General features: G+C 41.7%; 17 protein-coding genes. 2 read left to right on the top strand and 15 right to left on the bottom strand.

The window, feature by feature from the left end; all coding sequences use genetic code 11:
- Positions 1 to 52: 52 nt before the first annotated feature.
- Genes ACW6QP_RS10455 through ACW6QP_RS10440 form a run of 4 tightly spaced genes read right to left on the bottom strand, consistent with a single transcriptional unit; the run spans position 53 to position 2,503 of the window.
- On the bottom strand, positions 53 to 286 hold the full coding sequence (locus ACW6QP_RS10455; RefSeq protein WP_457910819.1) for a hypothetical protein: 234 nt from the start codon (positions 284 to 286) through the stop codon (positions 53 to 55).
- A 41-nt stretch (positions 287 to 327) separates the two neighbouring features.
- Complete coding sequence (locus ACW6QP_RS10450) at positions 328 to 639, bottom strand: hypothetical protein (RefSeq protein ID WP_457910818.1); 312 nt, start codon at positions 637 to 639, stop codon at positions 328 to 330.
- Positions 640 to 679: 40 nt separating this feature from the next.
- Positions 680 to 1,672, bottom strand: coding sequence for an HNH endonuclease (locus tag ACW6QP_RS10445; protein WP_457910817.1), 993 nt, complete (start codon positions 1,670 to 1,672; stop codon positions 680 to 682).
- 57 nt (positions 1,673 to 1,729) lie between these two features.
- Positions 1,730 to 2,503 (bottom strand): HNH endonuclease, encoded by a 774-nt coding sequence (locus ACW6QP_RS10440; protein WP_457910816.1) that lies wholly within the window; start codon positions 2,501 to 2,503, stop codon positions 1,730 to 1,732.
- A gap of 250 nt (positions 2,504 to 2,753) precedes the next feature.
- Here ACW6QP_RS10440 and yaaA point away from each other — a divergent pair, with 250 nt between their 5' ends.
- Both yaaA and ACW6QP_RS10430 read left to right on the top strand, forming a co-directional pair.
- On the top strand, positions 2,754 to 3,515 hold the full coding sequence (gene yaaA / locus ACW6QP_RS10435; protein ID WP_457910815.1) for a peroxide stress protein YaaA: 762 nt from the start codon (positions 2,754 to 2,756) through the stop codon (positions 3,513 to 3,515).
- Between the two features lie 486 nt (positions 3,516 to 4,001).
- Entirely contained in the window at positions 4,002 to 4,661 is a 660-nt protein-coding gene (locus ACW6QP_RS10430) for a uracil-DNA glycosylase family protein (protein ID WP_457910935.1), read from the top strand.
- Positions 4,662 to 5,728: 1,067 nt separating this feature from the next.
- Here the strand turns inward: ACW6QP_RS10430 and ACW6QP_RS10425 are convergent.
- The 11 genes from ACW6QP_RS10425 to ACW6QP_RS10375 form a co-directional block, all read right to left on the bottom strand.
- On the bottom strand, positions 5,729 to 5,863 hold the full coding sequence (locus tag ACW6QP_RS10425; protein ID WP_457910814.1) for a 30S ribosomal protein THX: 135 nt from the start codon (positions 5,861 to 5,863) through the stop codon (positions 5,729 to 5,731).
- Between the two features lie 3 nt (positions 5,864 to 5,866).
- A complete protein-coding gene (locus ACW6QP_RS10420; RefSeq protein ID WP_457910813.1) occupies positions 5,867 to 6,010 on the bottom strand; it encodes a hypothetical protein in 144 nt (47 codons plus the stop codon).
- Between the two features lie 77 nt (positions 6,011 to 6,087).
- Positions 6,088 to 6,855, bottom strand: a complete 768-nt coding sequence (gene trpA / locus ACW6QP_RS10415; protein WP_457910812.1) for a tryptophan synthase subunit alpha — start codon at positions 6,853 to 6,855, stop codon at positions 6,088 to 6,090.
- A gap of 253 nt (positions 6,856 to 7,108) precedes the next feature.
- The gene (gene trpB, locus ACW6QP_RS10410; protein ID WP_457910811.1) at positions 7,109 to 8,290 is read right to left on the bottom strand and encodes a tryptophan synthase subunit beta; all 1,182 of its coding nucleotides are present in this window, start codon (positions 8,288 to 8,290) and stop codon (positions 7,109 to 7,111) included.
- Between the two features lie 561 nt (positions 8,291 to 8,851).
- Positions 8,852 to 9,502 carry a phosphoribosylanthranilate isomerase gene (locus ACW6QP_RS10405; RefSeq protein ID WP_457910810.1) on the bottom strand — a complete coding sequence of 217 codons (651 nt, stop codon included), beginning with the start codon at positions 9,500 to 9,502 and terminating at the stop codon, positions 8,852 to 8,854.
- Between the two features lie 254 nt (positions 9,503 to 9,756).
- Positions 9,757 to 10,545, bottom strand: coding sequence for an indole-3-glycerol phosphate synthase TrpC (gene trpC / locus ACW6QP_RS10400; RefSeq protein ID WP_457910809.1), 789 nt, complete (start codon positions 10,543 to 10,545; stop codon positions 9,757 to 9,759).
- Positions 10,546 to 10,702: 157 nt separating this feature from the next.
- Positions 10,703 to 11,695: an anthranilate phosphoribosyltransferase gene (gene trpD / locus ACW6QP_RS10395; protein ID WP_457910808.1), complete on the bottom strand. Its 993-nt coding sequence runs from the start codon at positions 11,693 to 11,695 to the stop codon at positions 10,703 to 10,705.
- Between the two features lie 70 nt (positions 11,696 to 11,765).
- Entirely contained in the window at positions 11,766 to 12,068 is a 303-nt protein-coding gene (locus tag ACW6QP_RS10390) for a GIY-YIG nuclease family protein (protein WP_457910807.1), read from the bottom strand.
- Positions 12,069 to 12,132: 64 nt separating this feature from the next.
- On the bottom strand, positions 12,133 to 12,708 hold the full coding sequence (locus ACW6QP_RS10385; protein ID WP_457910934.1) for an anthranilate synthase component II: 576 nt from the start codon (positions 12,706 to 12,708) through the stop codon (positions 12,133 to 12,135).
- A 146-nt stretch (positions 12,709 to 12,854) separates the two neighbouring features.
- On the bottom strand, positions 12,855 to 14,249 hold the full coding sequence (locus tag ACW6QP_RS10380) for an anthranilate synthase component I family protein (RefSeq protein WP_457910806.1): 1,395 nt from the start codon (positions 14,247 to 14,249) through the stop codon (positions 12,855 to 12,857).
- A 318-nt stretch (positions 14,250 to 14,567) separates the two neighbouring features.
- Positions 14,568 to 14,893: hypothetical protein (locus ACW6QP_RS10375; RefSeq protein ID WP_457910805.1), on the bottom strand; the 326-nt coding region annotated here is incomplete at its 5' end.

The following is a 14,893-nucleotide window of genomic DNA, read 5'->3' as shown; positions in this document are numbered from 1 at the left end:
TTTACCCCCAACAACAAACAATAAACCATAAACCCCAAAAAGCCAAAGGCTTTTAATTAAGCGATCTCCCGTATGCCGAAAGCATTTTATAAAAGCATTTAAAATGTTGTTTTTTGGCTTTGCGTCGGTTGCGGTTGAAGCTGATTTTTATGAATTTCCCTTCCCCGCTTTTTTGATCGCTCAGCATAAAGCCGTTATAATCCAGCAAAAAATCACAGGACTCCCTGAAACTAAATCTTGAGGTGTAGGCTTTTATTAGCGGGGGCTGTTTTTTAGGACCTTGCATAAGCTTCGGGTTTATAGAGAGATAGAAGGTACGAAAAATTTTTATGTGTTTTTCAATGCCAATATAAACTCTGAAATATCTCTATTATCAGTTGTCTTCTGATTTGATGCTTCGACTCCTAAAAACTCATACCAACTAGGATCTGAATCCAGATCTATAACAATTTGATCAAATCTAGGAATACCTGCATCATTCGGATAAAAATATTCCCCATCAATCAAAACAGTCTTTATTTCTTTGGTTAAATCTTGAATCGATTTATTGAATTTATTGCTGAATACAATATTTCCAAAGGTCTTATAATTACCTCCGTCTCGAAACATATATTCGAAAGATATACAATTTTCTTTCATCGAATTTCTTAAGTGAAAAACTAATTATTTTGATTGATCTCTAAAGAAGAAATATTTCTTTATTATGCCAACTTAGTGATTCCTGGGAAGGATACCAATTTTTATTTTTCGGAAGTTGAATCTGCTTGCCATCAAATCTAGAAATTGGGAATTGTTCGCTTTCATCCTCAATAGATGGTGAAACTCTTACAATATAATTTGAATTTATAGTGATTATTCCTCTGTCAAATGCTCGGTGAAGCGTTGGAGAAAGAGCAATACCATTAGTTACTGTATCATCATTTGATATGCTGAAAGGATAAATATGACAAGCATCAATCATTTGTACATTATGAGAAGACCTTATTTTTAATCCTGAAATACAGCAAGTGAAATCGTAAATTCTGGGTATAGTTTTTTTAAATAGGCTGCCTCTTATAAAAATTTCTTCCTCAAATTGGTTCTCTTCAAGCTTTGATTTTAATTCTGAAATATGAGCTTGATATTTTTCGGAAGGTTCATTCAAAATTTCATTTTCAATTTCTAATTCTTCTGAATATTTCTCTGGTCTTTTATAATAGGATTTAATATTTGGGAAATATGAATCAATTAATAGCTGTTCAAACCATAACTGATTTTCAGGAAGAAGTGATAAATGAAATAATTGCTTGTCGATTTCAGCGAAAGCTATGGTTTGGTTCAAGCTATTAAAGCTTTTAATACTTTTTGAACTGGTTAAGCTTAATTGCTTTCCAGGCCTTGTAACTAAATGCCAAAAAGGTTCAGAGCGTAAATGAAAAAAAGGTAGAGCAAAGTTTTCTGAGTGACCAGTATCTACTAATAATTTCCAATTATTTTGAAATGCTAGCATTAAATGATGGTCAATGAATATTTTGTTAGTGGTTATTACTCCTTTTGCAATTAGTTGAATTACTGAAAGCAATAATACAGGTTTATGGGGCGCTCGACCGAGATTTTTGGAATAACCTCGATTGAGTTTTTTGAATTGTGCTGAATATTGATATAATAGCTCTTCAGACTTCCTATATTTCATACTAATACAGATAGTTAAAATATGCCTAATAGTATTTAATCATCCATAATAGCCATTTTATTTTTTAAATCTTTGCTCGTAATGTTCTTTGAGAAATTCTGGATTGGGTAAAAATTTATTAGGTAAAGAAATTTTCTTGTTTGCAAAATGGAGGAAATTTTTTTCGATCATTTCATTCGGTAAGAATTGATTAATTTTTGATGAAACTTGAAATTTGTATTTATCATCAATAGAAATCCATCCGTTTTCAAAAGCTTTATCGTGTAAAGAATTTATTAAAAGCCCATTTTCTGGGTTTATCCGATTTTTTTCATCACTTGCCCAAGGCCTTATATGACCAGCTACTAATAAATCTTGAATATTTATTCCGGTAATACAACATTTTGAATCGTAAGAGGCTAAAACCATTTGTCGAAAAAATGCCTGATTTACTCTCGATTTAATTGTGTACTCTCTATAGAAACCTGATTTTGGTATATCATCTAATTTAATATTATTTAAAAACTCAACTGGAATTTGTTCAAATTTAGCCCGAAGTATTTCACTTTGATATGGTAAATCATTCCAATTATTATAAAATTCATTCCAAATTTCATTGTCAAGTTTACTGGTATTAGCTGCACCTTTAATGCCTCTTGCCTGTAAGCTTGGATCTAAACTTGCAAAATTAACTAGTTTATACGCTATAGAACTAGGTGTTCTTCCGAGTAAATTAGAAAGGTGAATGACTTGAGGGTTTGATTTATGTAATTTTCCGAAAGGTAATTTGCAATAAAGATTTATGGTTAAGACTAGTTCATCTCTAGTCCAAAGTCTTTGTCCTTTTTTCATGAACTAATTTTTCATTATTAATTTTTTCAATTCCTTGATAAACTTAATAATATGTAATATTTATGTTAGCGGAACTTATGCGTTTAGGATTAAACCCGCCCCAATTTAACATTTAATTCAGAATTCAAAAAACGGATTCCCGTAAAACGGGGAAAAATAACCTCCCTCTATGCCTGGATAAAAAAGTACAAAGCGGCAGGGTTTCAGGTTTTGGGGCTTTCACTTATCTTTGAGTCAAAACATTGCCCTTATGAAGATAGTTGTGAGTCCGGCGAAAAGCCTGGATTATGAAAGCAAATTACCTACGAGTCGCGGTACCCAACCCGAATTTCTGGAAACCGCCGCAAAAATAAACCGCAAACTTAGCCGACTTAGCAAAAAAGAACTTTCAGACTTGATGAACATCAGCGATAAGCTGGCCGAGCTTAACTATAGCCGATACCAGGATTTTCAGGAGGAACATAACAGGAAAAACTCCAGGCCTGCAGCCTACGCCTTTGCCGGCGATGTGTACACCGGCCTGGATGCCTACAGCATTCCTACCGAAAAACTCGACCGGCTTCAGGATACTTTGCGCATCCTCTCGGGAATGTACGGAATTCTGCGCCCGCTGGATCTCATCCAGCCCTACCGACTCGAAATGGGAACCGATATTGGCATAGACCGCAAAAAGAATCTCTATGAGGTTTGGCAACAAAAAGTGACCGGGTACCTTAACAGCGAACTCCAGGACGACGAGCTTTTTCTCAACCTCGCCAGCAAGGAATATTTTAAGGCGATAGACGCTAAAAAACTCAAAGTCCCGGTAATTTCTCCGGTTTTTAAGGATTATAAGAACGGAAAACTCAAAATCATCAGTTTCTTCGCGAAACAGGCCCGGGGCGCTATGGTGAGGTATATCATCGACTCAGATGCCAAAACTCTGGAAGACATCAAAGGCTTCGATTATATGGACTACCGCTTTAGCGAACAGGACACCAAAAAGCAAAACGAACCGGTATTTGTGAGGTAGGTTTGAAGTACGAAGTTAGAAGTACGAGGTTAGAAGTACGAAGTTAGAAGGTAGAAGTTTGAGGTTTTTAAAGGGATTGGAACGCAGATGACGCAGATTTGAAGGATTTCCGGAGATTGAATATTCCAAAAAACCTTGAGCCTTACATCCTAAATTTTGAATTAAAAGGTCTTTGCGAGCTTTGCGTTAAGCTTGGCGATCCCGATAGTTATCGGGATTGCGTGAAACGTGCAATAATGAAATGCCGATGACATAGGCTGATTGAATTTTGGAAGATAACCTTGAATCTTAAATTTTAAATCTTGAATTTTTTATAGACCGCCGATGACGCAGATTTGAAGGATTTCCGGAGATTGAGTTTTTGATATCCCGACAGAGCGAAGCGACGAGGAATCGCATCCCACCCAAAAACCTTGAATCTTAAATCATAAATTTTGAATTTTCAACCCATAACAGAGAACCCACAAACAACGAACAACAAACAACATCTTCCACCACACCCATCCATATCGCCCCTTTATCCCTGAAAACGCCACCAAACTTATCGTAGGTACTTTACCACCTCCGCGATTTACGATGGGCGAGTTTAAAGAAGGCGATGTAGACTTCTGCTACGGCAGCCGCGACGGACTCCTATGGCTGGTGCTTGACCGGATCTTTGAGCTCAACCTCAAATTTGAAACTTCGGAAGCAGCCAAACAGCAGCGTATAGATTTTTTAAAAGAGCGGGGCATTGGCATCTGCGATATGGTAGAAAGCAGCAAACGCGATAAGATCGATGCTAGCGACCTGGGAATGCAGCAGGTGGAATTGCGCGATATGATTGGGATTTTACGCAGGTATCCAAAGATTAAGAGATTGCTATTCACAGGAGGGAACTCCCGCAACGGCCCCGAATATTTCTTTAGAAGACATCTGCGAGAAATAGATGAAAATATCAAATTGCAACCGGTTTCTACCGAAGCTCCCAGGGTTCACGAATTTTTTCTTGGCAGGCGGCGAATCGAGACCGTCTCCCTCACGGCACCATCAGGCTCTGCCAACCGGGCTATTGGCAGTATGCCGCTCTACAAGCAACTCAAACAAGCCAACCCAAATTTTAATACGATAGACTTCCGGGTGATGCAGTACAGGGAATGGTTTTGATATTGAAGTACGAGGGTAGAAGTACGAGGTTAGAAGTACGAAGGTAGAAGTTTAAAGTTATTTAAGGGATTGGAACGCAGATGACGTAGATTGAGGGATTTTCACAGATTAATTTGTTGCTCAAAAACCTTGAATCTTTAATCTTGAATTAAAGGTCTTTGCGAGCTTGATATTGAAGTACGAGGTTAGAAGCACGAAGGTAGAAATTTGAGGTTATTAAAGGGATTGGAACGCAGATGACGCAGATTGAAAGGATTCCGGAGATTGAATATAGCCAAAACAACCTTGAATCTTAAATCCTAAATTTTGAATTAAAAAGGTCTTTGCGAGCTTTGCGTTAAGCTTCGCGGTCCCGATAGTTATCGGGATTGCGTGAAACTTGCAATAATAGAACGCTGATGACGCAGATTGGAAGGATTTCCGCAGATTGAGTTTTTGACTTGTCGCCAGAGCGAAGCGACGAGAAAAACTTTGAATCTTAAATCCTGAATTTTGAATTTTTAACCGAGAACCCACAACCCACAACAAGCTACAACAATGGAACGCAGATGACGCAGATTGAGTTTTTGATGTCCCGGCAGAGCGAAGCGCGGAGGAGTCGCATCCCACCACCGCAAAACCTTGAATCTTAAATTTTGAATTTTTCACCGACAACAGGCAACAGGCAACCGGCAACCGGCAACAACCTACATCAATAGATCACCAATGACCCAGATTTGAAGGATTATCGCAAAATTGATTTATGATTTTTGATTTTTTGTCATTCCGACAGAGCGACAGAGGAGCGACGAGGAATCTCATCCTGAAAGAAACAATCTTGAATCTTAAATTTTAAATCTTGAATTTTTTATGGAATGCCGATGACGCAGATTTAAATGATTATCGCAAATGGAGTTTTTGACATCCCGACAGAGCGCAGCGACGCGGAATCCAACCCGCCAAAAAACTTTGAATCCTAAATCTTAAATCTTGAATTTTTCACCGACAACCGGCAACCGGAACAAAAAAAATCCCGGACTCAAGATAAGCTCCTGAACCCGGGACCACTGTTGAATAGCATTTTACCGCTATTCCAGTTCTTTTTTATCCTGTTCGGCCATTGTGGTAGGCTTTACCTTAAACTTTTTACGCTTGGGGCGTAACCTGCCGTGTGTGCCGATGGCGATCTTGCCACGTTTTGTCTTTTTATCTCCTCTACCCATAAACTACTTTTTGTTTTGCTGGTCTTTTATGGTCTTTTCATCAAAATCTACCTCATTGGTTTTCTCATTCCGATTTCCGGTAGGATTGGTAGGATTTTTCTGTTCTTCTCTTCTTCGCTTTTTATTTTTTTCAATTGGTCCTGGCATAATCTTCTCTTTTTTAGTGAATTACTAAGTTAAGAAACAGGAGTCTTAAAAGCTGCCAAGGGAATGTTAGAATGTGGTTAAAGTGGCCTGATATTTTTAATAAATTTGGCAATATCATTCTTGCCACCCTGATTAAGATGCTTGATAAAAGCCGAACCAATAATGGCGCCCTTCCCAAATTCGGTAGCCTGGTTGTAGGTTTCTTCATCGCTGATTCCAAAACCAATAATCTGCGGATTCCGGAGTTTCATTGCTGAAATTCTTCGGAAATAATCCCGGGTTTCCCGGCTAAATCCTTTGGTAGAGCCCGTAACGCTGGCGGTGCTAACCATATAAATGAATCCGTCTGAAACCGAATCGATAAACCGAATCCTATCTTCGGAAGTTTGCGGGGTAATCAAAAAGATATTGCTCAGGCCGTGTTTCTCGAATGTGTCCCGGTATTTTTCATTGTATTCTTCTACCGGAAGATCGGGAATGATAAGAGCGTCTATACCAGCTGAAGCACATTTCTTACAGAATTCCTCCACCCCAAACTGAAGTATAGGGTTAAAATAGCCCATAATGATCAGCGGAATTTCAACTTCATTTCTAATCCCTTCCAGTTGCTGAAAAAGCTTTTTAGTGGTCATCCCATTTTTAAGGGCAATAGTAGAACTTTCCTGGATGGTAGGCCCATCGGCCAGCGGATCGCTAAAAGGCAGCCCGATTTCAATAAAATCGACCCCGCTTTTTTCCAGGTCTTTGATGATGGAAAGCGTGTCTTCAGGCTCCGGGTATCCGGCGGTGAAATATATGGAAAGCAGTTTTTTATCCTGCGCTAATGTTTTTTGTAGTCTGTTCATTTTTTGTTGTTTGTTGTTTGTTGTTTGGAGTTTATTGTCCGTTGTCTGTTCTCGGCTATCTGTTGTTAGAAAATAAACAACAAACCCTAAACCCTAAACTTTTATTTTTACATCATTGCGAGGGCATCGCCCGCGGCAATCTTTTCTTCTTTCTTGCCACGAATACACTAATATTGTCATTGCGGGGGCATAGCCCGCGGCAACCATCTTAAGACCTCACAGGTTTTAGAAACCTGTGAGGTCTGCCGGAAATTCACAACTTAAAATAATCAATATACGTACTCAGGTCCTTATCCCCGCGCCCGGAAAGGTTCACCACCACAATCTCATTTTCCTTAAACTTCCGGTCTTCAAAAATCGCCAGGGCGTGTGAGGTTTCGATGGCAGGGATAATGCCTTCGAGTTTTGCCAGTTCAAGCCCGGCCTGCATCGCAGCTTCATCGGTTACAGAGATAAATTCCCCACGCCCGCTTCTGAATAAATTTGCGTGCATAGGTCCAACCCCGGGATAGTCGAGTCCGGCAGAGATGGAGTAGGGCTCAGTGATCTGCCCGTCTTCGCTTTGCATCAACAGGGTTTTACTACCGTGAATAATGCCTTCTTTTCCCAAAGCCGAAGTCGCTGCACTTTCTCCTGAATTTATACCTTTTCCGGCGGCTTCCACCGCGATGATGCCTACTTCAGGGGTATCGAGGTAATGATAATAAGCACCGGCGGCATTACTTCCACCGCCCACGCAGGCCACAACATAATCGGGATTCTCCCGGTTTTCCTTTTCCTTCAGCTGCACTTTGATCTCTTCAGAAATCACCGCCTGTAACCTGGCCACCATATCGGGATAGGGATGCGGACCAACCACCGAACCTATAATGTAATGCGTATCCAGCGGATTATTGATCCAATCCCTAATCGCCTCGTTAGTGGCATCCTTAAGCGTTCGGCTACCCGATTTAGCGGGAACGACTTTTGCCCCCAACATTTTCATACGCGCTACATTGGGAGCCTGCCGCTCGATATCGATCTCGCCCATATAGACGATGCACTCAATGCCCATAAGTGCGCAAACCGTCGCCGTTGCTACCCCGTGCTGGCCGGCACCGGTCTCGGCGATGATACGGTTTTTGCCCAGGCGTTTGGCCATAAGGATTTGGCCCACGGTGTTGTTCACCTTATGCGCCCCGGTATGGCAAAGATCTTCGCGTTTAAGGTAGACTTTGGTGTTGTATTTTTTGCTGAAGCGCTCTGCAAAATATAGCGGGGTGGGCCGCCCCACGTAGTCGCGCAGAAGCGCTTTGAATTCCTTCTGGAAAGATTCTTCCTTCATAATATCGAGATACTGCCTGCGCAGCTCCTCAACATTGGGATACAGCATTTCGGGAATATAAGCTCCGCCAAAATCGCCGTAATATCCTTTTTCGTTTACCTGATAACTCATTTTTTTATCTGTTGTCGGTTATAAGTTGTCGGTTATAGAAACCACAAACTCTAAACTATTTATTTTTCTTTATTGCGAGGGCGAAGCCCGTGGTAATCTTCTTTTCAGACCTCACAGGTTTTGGAAACCTGTGAGGTCTTTTACTTGTCGTTGCTAGGGCGAGGCCCGGGGCAATTTTCTTTACGGATTTAACTAAGTTATTTTGCCACGAATACACTAATATTTTTGTATTTCATTGCCAGATTCATTTATGCCTCACCTGTTTACCTTAAGCTCTGGTCCAGACCTGACAGGTTTCGAAAACCTGTCAGGTCTATTCAAGATCTTTTCGGTCACGAATACACTTGTTACTGGGACGACATCGCTGCCGGATTATTTTATTATTGATATTTGTCCCTGTTATTTATATTCGGTTTTTAACAATAAACCCCAAACCATAAACTTCAAAATCAATCTAAATTCTTTGCGCCCTTTGCGTTTGGCTTTGCGTACTTTGCGTGAAATTCAGGCCAGGCAGTTATTATTTATTCAGCTTTTTAGTTTTCAATTTAAATCTTAAACTTATACCTGCTTTATAAAAGCAGACAATCTTTCTACATCTTTAAACCCTGGTTCCAGTTCAAACCTTGAATTGAGATCTACTGCATAGAAAATCTCATTTCTACCCTGATTTTTGAAATAATGCTGAAGCTTTTTGATGGCTTCAATTTCTTCGAGTCCAATTCCGCCGCTGAGGAAAAACGGGGTGGAGGAGGGATAATTTTTTAAAAGCTCCCAGTTAAAAGTTACTCCGGTGCCGCCATTGGTTTTTCCTTTGGTATCGAAGAGGAAGTAATCAACTATGCCCTCAAAGCCTGCTAATTCTGAAAAATCGAACTCCTCTTTTACCGAAAACACTTTTATAAGTTCCATTTCATCCATCCCTGCGAAGATGGTTTTTAATTCGCTGCAAAATTCCGCCGACTCCCCACCGTGTAACTGCACCGCCTGGAGTTTGTGATTTTTTACCTTTTCCAGGATAAAATTTACGGAAGCATTCACAAAAACCCCGGTCTTTTTTATTTCTGAATCCAGCTGCGGAATTTCTCCCTCGAAAAAACGCGGCGTTTTTTCATAAAAAATGAACCCCATATAATCTGGCTGCAGCTCGGCTACTTCGCTGATGTTTTTGGGCTGCTTCATCCCGCAGATTTTGATTTTCAGCTTTGACATTTTTAAATATTCTTTTTTCTCTTATTCTCTCGTTTTCTCCAGAAGTAATTTTTATTTCTTCAGACCTGACAGGTTTCAGAAACCTGTCAGGTCTCCATCTTAAATTTTTATCTTGATCCGTGCGTAAGTTTTCGCCACGAATTCACGAATATTGTCATTACAAGGGCATCGCCCACGGCAATCTTTTCTTCTTTTTCAACGAAAGAAAACCACCTCCCCCTCCGGGTACTCCTCCTTGAAAAGGAGGAGAGCTTTTAATTGTTTTCCAACTCCTTTATAAATTCTCCGGCAGCCTCCCCGGGGTTTTCGGTTTTCATAAAATTCTCTCCTATCAAAAAGCCTTTGTAGCCATAGGTTTTTAAATCTTTTATCGCTTCAACAGAGCTAATTCCGCTTTCGGAAACCTTTACAAAGTCGGAAGGGATTTTTCCTGAAAGCTGCTTGCTGATCTCGGTGCTTACTTCAAAGGTCTTTAAATTTCGGTTATTTACGCCCAGCATATCCAGGCTGGGCATAATAGATTTTTGGAGTTCCTCTTCATTGTGCACTTCCAGCAGCACCTCGAGATTCAGACTTTTTGCAAATTCTGAAAGCTGTTTTATCTGCTCCCGCTCCAGCACCGCAGCGATAAGCAGAATCACATCGGCGCCGTGGGCTTTGGCCTCCAGCAGCTGATATTCGTCGATGATGAATTCCTTCCGCAGCAAAGGCATTTTTACCGAAGCTCTGGCATATATCAGGTCTTCCAGAGAACCGCCAAAATACTTGCCATCGGTTAAGACCGACATCCCGCAAACCCCGGCATTTTCATACCCCCTGGCAACATCGGCCACATTCAAATCCTGATTGATCACCGATTTTGATGGCGATCTCCTTTTATGTTCGGCGATGATGCCGCTGGTCGAATTTCTAAGTCGGTTTGCTAAAGAAATAGTTTGTCTGTCAAAAAGTGCAGAATTTTCCAGTTGCGAAATCGGGATTAGCTGCTTTTTCAAAGCTATTTCCTTGTGTTTGTCGGCTATTATTTTGTCTAGTATGTTCATAATTCGGTTCTCTGTTGTCTGTTCCCGGTTCTGTCTTTTCGGTTTTTTAAAATTCATCATGGCGAGGGCGCAGCCCGTGGCAATCTGCTCTCATTTTTTACTGTTTGTGGTTTGTTGTTAACCTCCATATTATAAACTAAAATCTAACGACTAAAAACTACCTGCTAAGTTCCTGTAATTTTTTCAAGGTTTCCAATGCCCGGCCTGATTTCAGGGCTTCCTGAGCTTCAGCAAAACCTTCCTGCGGGCTCAGGTTTTTTGCGGTGGCGATGGCCATCCCGGCGTTGGCGCAAACCACGTTTTTTTGAGCGTCAGTACCTTTTCCGCTTAAAATATCGGTAAAGATCTTTGCTGAACTTTCCACGCTTCCACCGCCGGCGATCTCTTCCTGCTTCAGCGGTTCAAGCCCCAGGTCTTCGGGGCTTAGCATCATTTCTGAATCATTTGAAATAATCTTGGTGCTGCCGGTGAGCGAGATCTCGTCATAACCATCGAGTGCGTGCAGGATGCTAAAATTCTTATCGGTATTCTGATATAAATACGCATACATCCTGGCCAGTTCAAGATTAAAAACGCCTACCAGTTGATGCTTGGGAAATGCCGGATTCACCATTGGTCCCAGCATATTGAAAAAAGTTTTCACCGCAAGCGATTTCCTGATCGGGGCTACATTTTTCATCGCCGGGTGAAACAGGGGGGCGTGCAGAATACAAATTCCGGCTTTCTCAAGCGTTTTTTCTAGAAATCCGGCATCGTTGGTGAATTTAATGCCGAGCTGTTCCATCACATTAGAACTTCCGCTCACCGAAGAAACCCCGTAATTCCCATGTTTGGTGACTTTTACTCCTGCTCCGGCAGTCACAAAGGAAGCCGTGGTAGAAATATTAAAAGTGTCTTTGCCATCGCCCCCGGTTCCGCAGAGATCGATAGGATCGTAAGCGCTGAGGTCTACGGACAGGCAGAGTTCCAGAAGCCCGTCACGGAAACCTTCCAGTTCCTCGATTGTAATGCTGCGCATCATATACACCGTAAGAAAAGCCGCGATCTGGCTTTCGTTGTATTCCCCCTTCGAAATGCTGAAAAGCGCCTGTTTGGCCTCCTCCTTGGAGATGGTTTCGTGGTTTATGAGTCGGTTGAGTAGTGCTTTCATTTTTGTTTCCTTGTCACTCCCGCGAAGGCGGGAGTCTGAATTATAATTTGGTTTGCCGCTTTTAGGATATTTAATAATTTTTGAATCTTGAGCTTAGGTCTTCCCAATCAGGATTAAAATCATTTATCAGGTTCACTTTCCATAACCGATTCCATTTCTTTAATTGTTTTTCCCGTTGAATTGCCAGCAATGGAGAATGAAATTTTTCATAATAGATTAATTTATTTAAATTATATCTCCCACTAAAACTCTTTAAATTTTTGTTGCGATGCTGATACAATCTTTGCTTTATATTTCCCGTCATACCAATATATAAGGTGCCATTTTTACGGTTGGTAATTATATATACGTGATATTCTGGATTTGATCTCATAATAAATTAATTGCACCTATTAAATTTGGAGTTTCTAAGAGATTTCCGCCTTCGCGGAAATGACTCAGGAATGTATCCAGTTCGCAATCATCTTCTTCCCCTCTGGCGTCAATACCGATTCGGGATGAAATTGCACGCCGCGTACATCATAATCTCTATGGCGCAGGGACATCACCTGGCCATTATCATCATAAGAGGTGGCGATAAGGGAATCGGGCAATTCTTTAAGCACTACCCACGAATGGTAGCGACCTACCTTTAATTTCTTCGGAAGATCTTTAAATAAAGGCTCGTCGTCCACGCAAATTTCAATATCGGTAGCGACCCCGTGGTAAACGCTTTCCAAATTTCCCAATTTTCCACCGAAAACCTCGCCTATGGCCTGCTGGCCCAGGCAAACTCCCAGAATGCTTTTGGTTGCTGCATATTTTTGAATGATTGGTTTCAGCAATCCGGCTTCCTCGGGAATCCCTGGCCCGGGAGAAAGCAGGATTTTATCGAATTCCTCTACATCCTCCAGCGCTAATTGATCGTTTCTTCTCACGATCACTTCGCAGCCGAGTTCTTCCAGATAATGCACCAGGTTGTACACAAAAGAATCGTAATTATCTATAACCAATACTTTGGTCCCACTGGCCATACTGGCCCCAGCCCGATCCTCCCCTGGGGGGAGGGAGTTGGCATTCTTTGAATTAATATTTTTATTCTTAGTACTCATTTATTTTAAAATTATTTAAAACTCCCCCTCCTTCGGAGGGTCCCGATAGCTTTCGGGAGGGGGGAGGGCTATATTTCCTCTGCTATTTCCAAAGCCTTTGTAAGAGCTCCCAATTTATTATAAACTTCCTGTAATTCGCTTTCCTCTTTTGATTCAGACACCACGCCGGCGCCGGCCTGGTAATGCAGCTGGTGATTTTTGCTTACGAAAGAACGAATGATGATGGCGTGGTTAAAATTGCCCTCAAAATCCATAAATCCGATAGCGCCACCGTAGGCATCGCGGTTCACATTTTCATATTTTTCAATGAGTTTCATCGCGCTGTGTTTTGGCGCTCCGCTAAGCGTTCCCGCTGGAAAAGTATCAGCCACCACCTCCATGGTATTGGTGTTGGGATCTTTTTGCCCGGTGACCTTGCTTACCAGGTGAATCACGTGAGAGAAAAACTGGATTTCCCTGTATTTTTCGACTTTTACATCATTACCGTGGCGGCTAAGATCGTTTCGGGCCAGGTCAACCAGCATAACGTGTTCGGCGTTTTCCTTCTCATCGGCGGCGAGTTTTTTGGCCAGTTCGGCATCTTCCTCGTCGTTTCCGGTGCGTTTGAAGGTGCCGGCGATGGGGTGAATCTCGGCCCGGCTCTCTTTCACCACCAGCTGGGCTTCAGGCGAACTTCCGAAGATTTTAAAACTTCCGTAGTCAAAATAGAAAAGATAGGGGGAAGGATTTATGCTTCGAAGCGCGCGATACACATTGAACTCGTCTCCTTTGAATTTCTGGGAAAACCTGCGGGAAAGCACCATTTGAAATACATCGCCACGCTGACAGTGTTTTTTACCGAGTTTTACATTTTCTATAAACTCCTCATCGGTAAGGTTGGAAGTAGGGGCTTGCTGCCTGGAGAAATTATAGGTAGCGAAATTGCGAACTTTTATTTGCTGTTCGATCTCCTCAATTCGGCTTTCGGTATTATAACTGTGATCGAAGATATAAGCCTCGTTGTTGAAATGGTTAATCGCTATGATATTTTGGTAAACCGCGTAATAAATGTCGGGAATCTGAAGATCGCCCTCTTTTTTGCTGATTTCAATATTCTCGAAATACCGCACCCCGTCGTAGGCGATATAGCCGAAGAGTCCGTTGTTGATGAACTTGAATTTGCCATTTTTAGCATCAAACTTTTGAGAGAATTCCTGGATCTTTTCGGGGATGTTTATTTCCGCAGAAATGTGAGTGCTTTTCTTACTTCCATCTGGGAAAACTTCGGTGATCACTTCATTTTGAAGTTTTATACTTGCGATAGGATTGCAGCAGATATAGGAAAACGAATTGTCGCTGGCGTGGTAATCGCTGCTTTCCAAAAGCAGGGAGTTTGGGTATTTGTCCCTCAGTTTTAGATAAACACTCACCGGGGTAATGGTGTCGGCGAGGAGTTTTTTATGAGTTGTGGTTAATTTGAACATATGTTTTACAATTGTCACTCCCGTGAAGACGGGAGTCTAATTTAGTTCTTTATCTTTTTAGAGATTTCCGCCTACGCGGAAATGACCTTTGTTTGATCGAGATTTCCGCCTGTACCCAAGTGAATTCGGTATAAACTGCGGAAATGACAATGTTATTAAATAAAAAAAGGCCTGTCGTGAGACAGGCCTTTCAATTATATTGATACAATGGCAAATCAGCTCACGACGTTTGACGTAAGTTGTTCCACCACCAGGTATTTGCAATTCTGTTTTTCATTGTGGTCAAATATAGAACGCAATTTTTAAGTCGCAAAATAATTATAATGAAAGTTTTAAAATTTTGCATTTGTTGAAGTCTTCCCTTCCCGCAATTGTAGCCTGTGATGAGCGGTCGGCCGGATGGGCGGGGCCGGGGGCGATATTAGGGGGATGCTTGGGGCGTTGCCCCAAGGTGTGATATGTCAGGCCTTCAGCCTGAAGGTGATTGGTGCCGTGTATCCCGGGGCCTTGCCCCAGGGTGTGATATGTCAGGCCTTCAGCCTGAGAGTGATTGGTGCCGGGTATCCCGGGGCGTTGCCCCAAGGTGTGATATGTCAGGCCTTCAGCCTGAAGGTGATTGGTGCCGTGTATCCCGGGGCCTTGCC

Source organism: Salegentibacter haimaensis (genome assembly GCF_054121495.1).
This window is presented reverse-complemented; position numbering and strand designations above follow the sequence as displayed.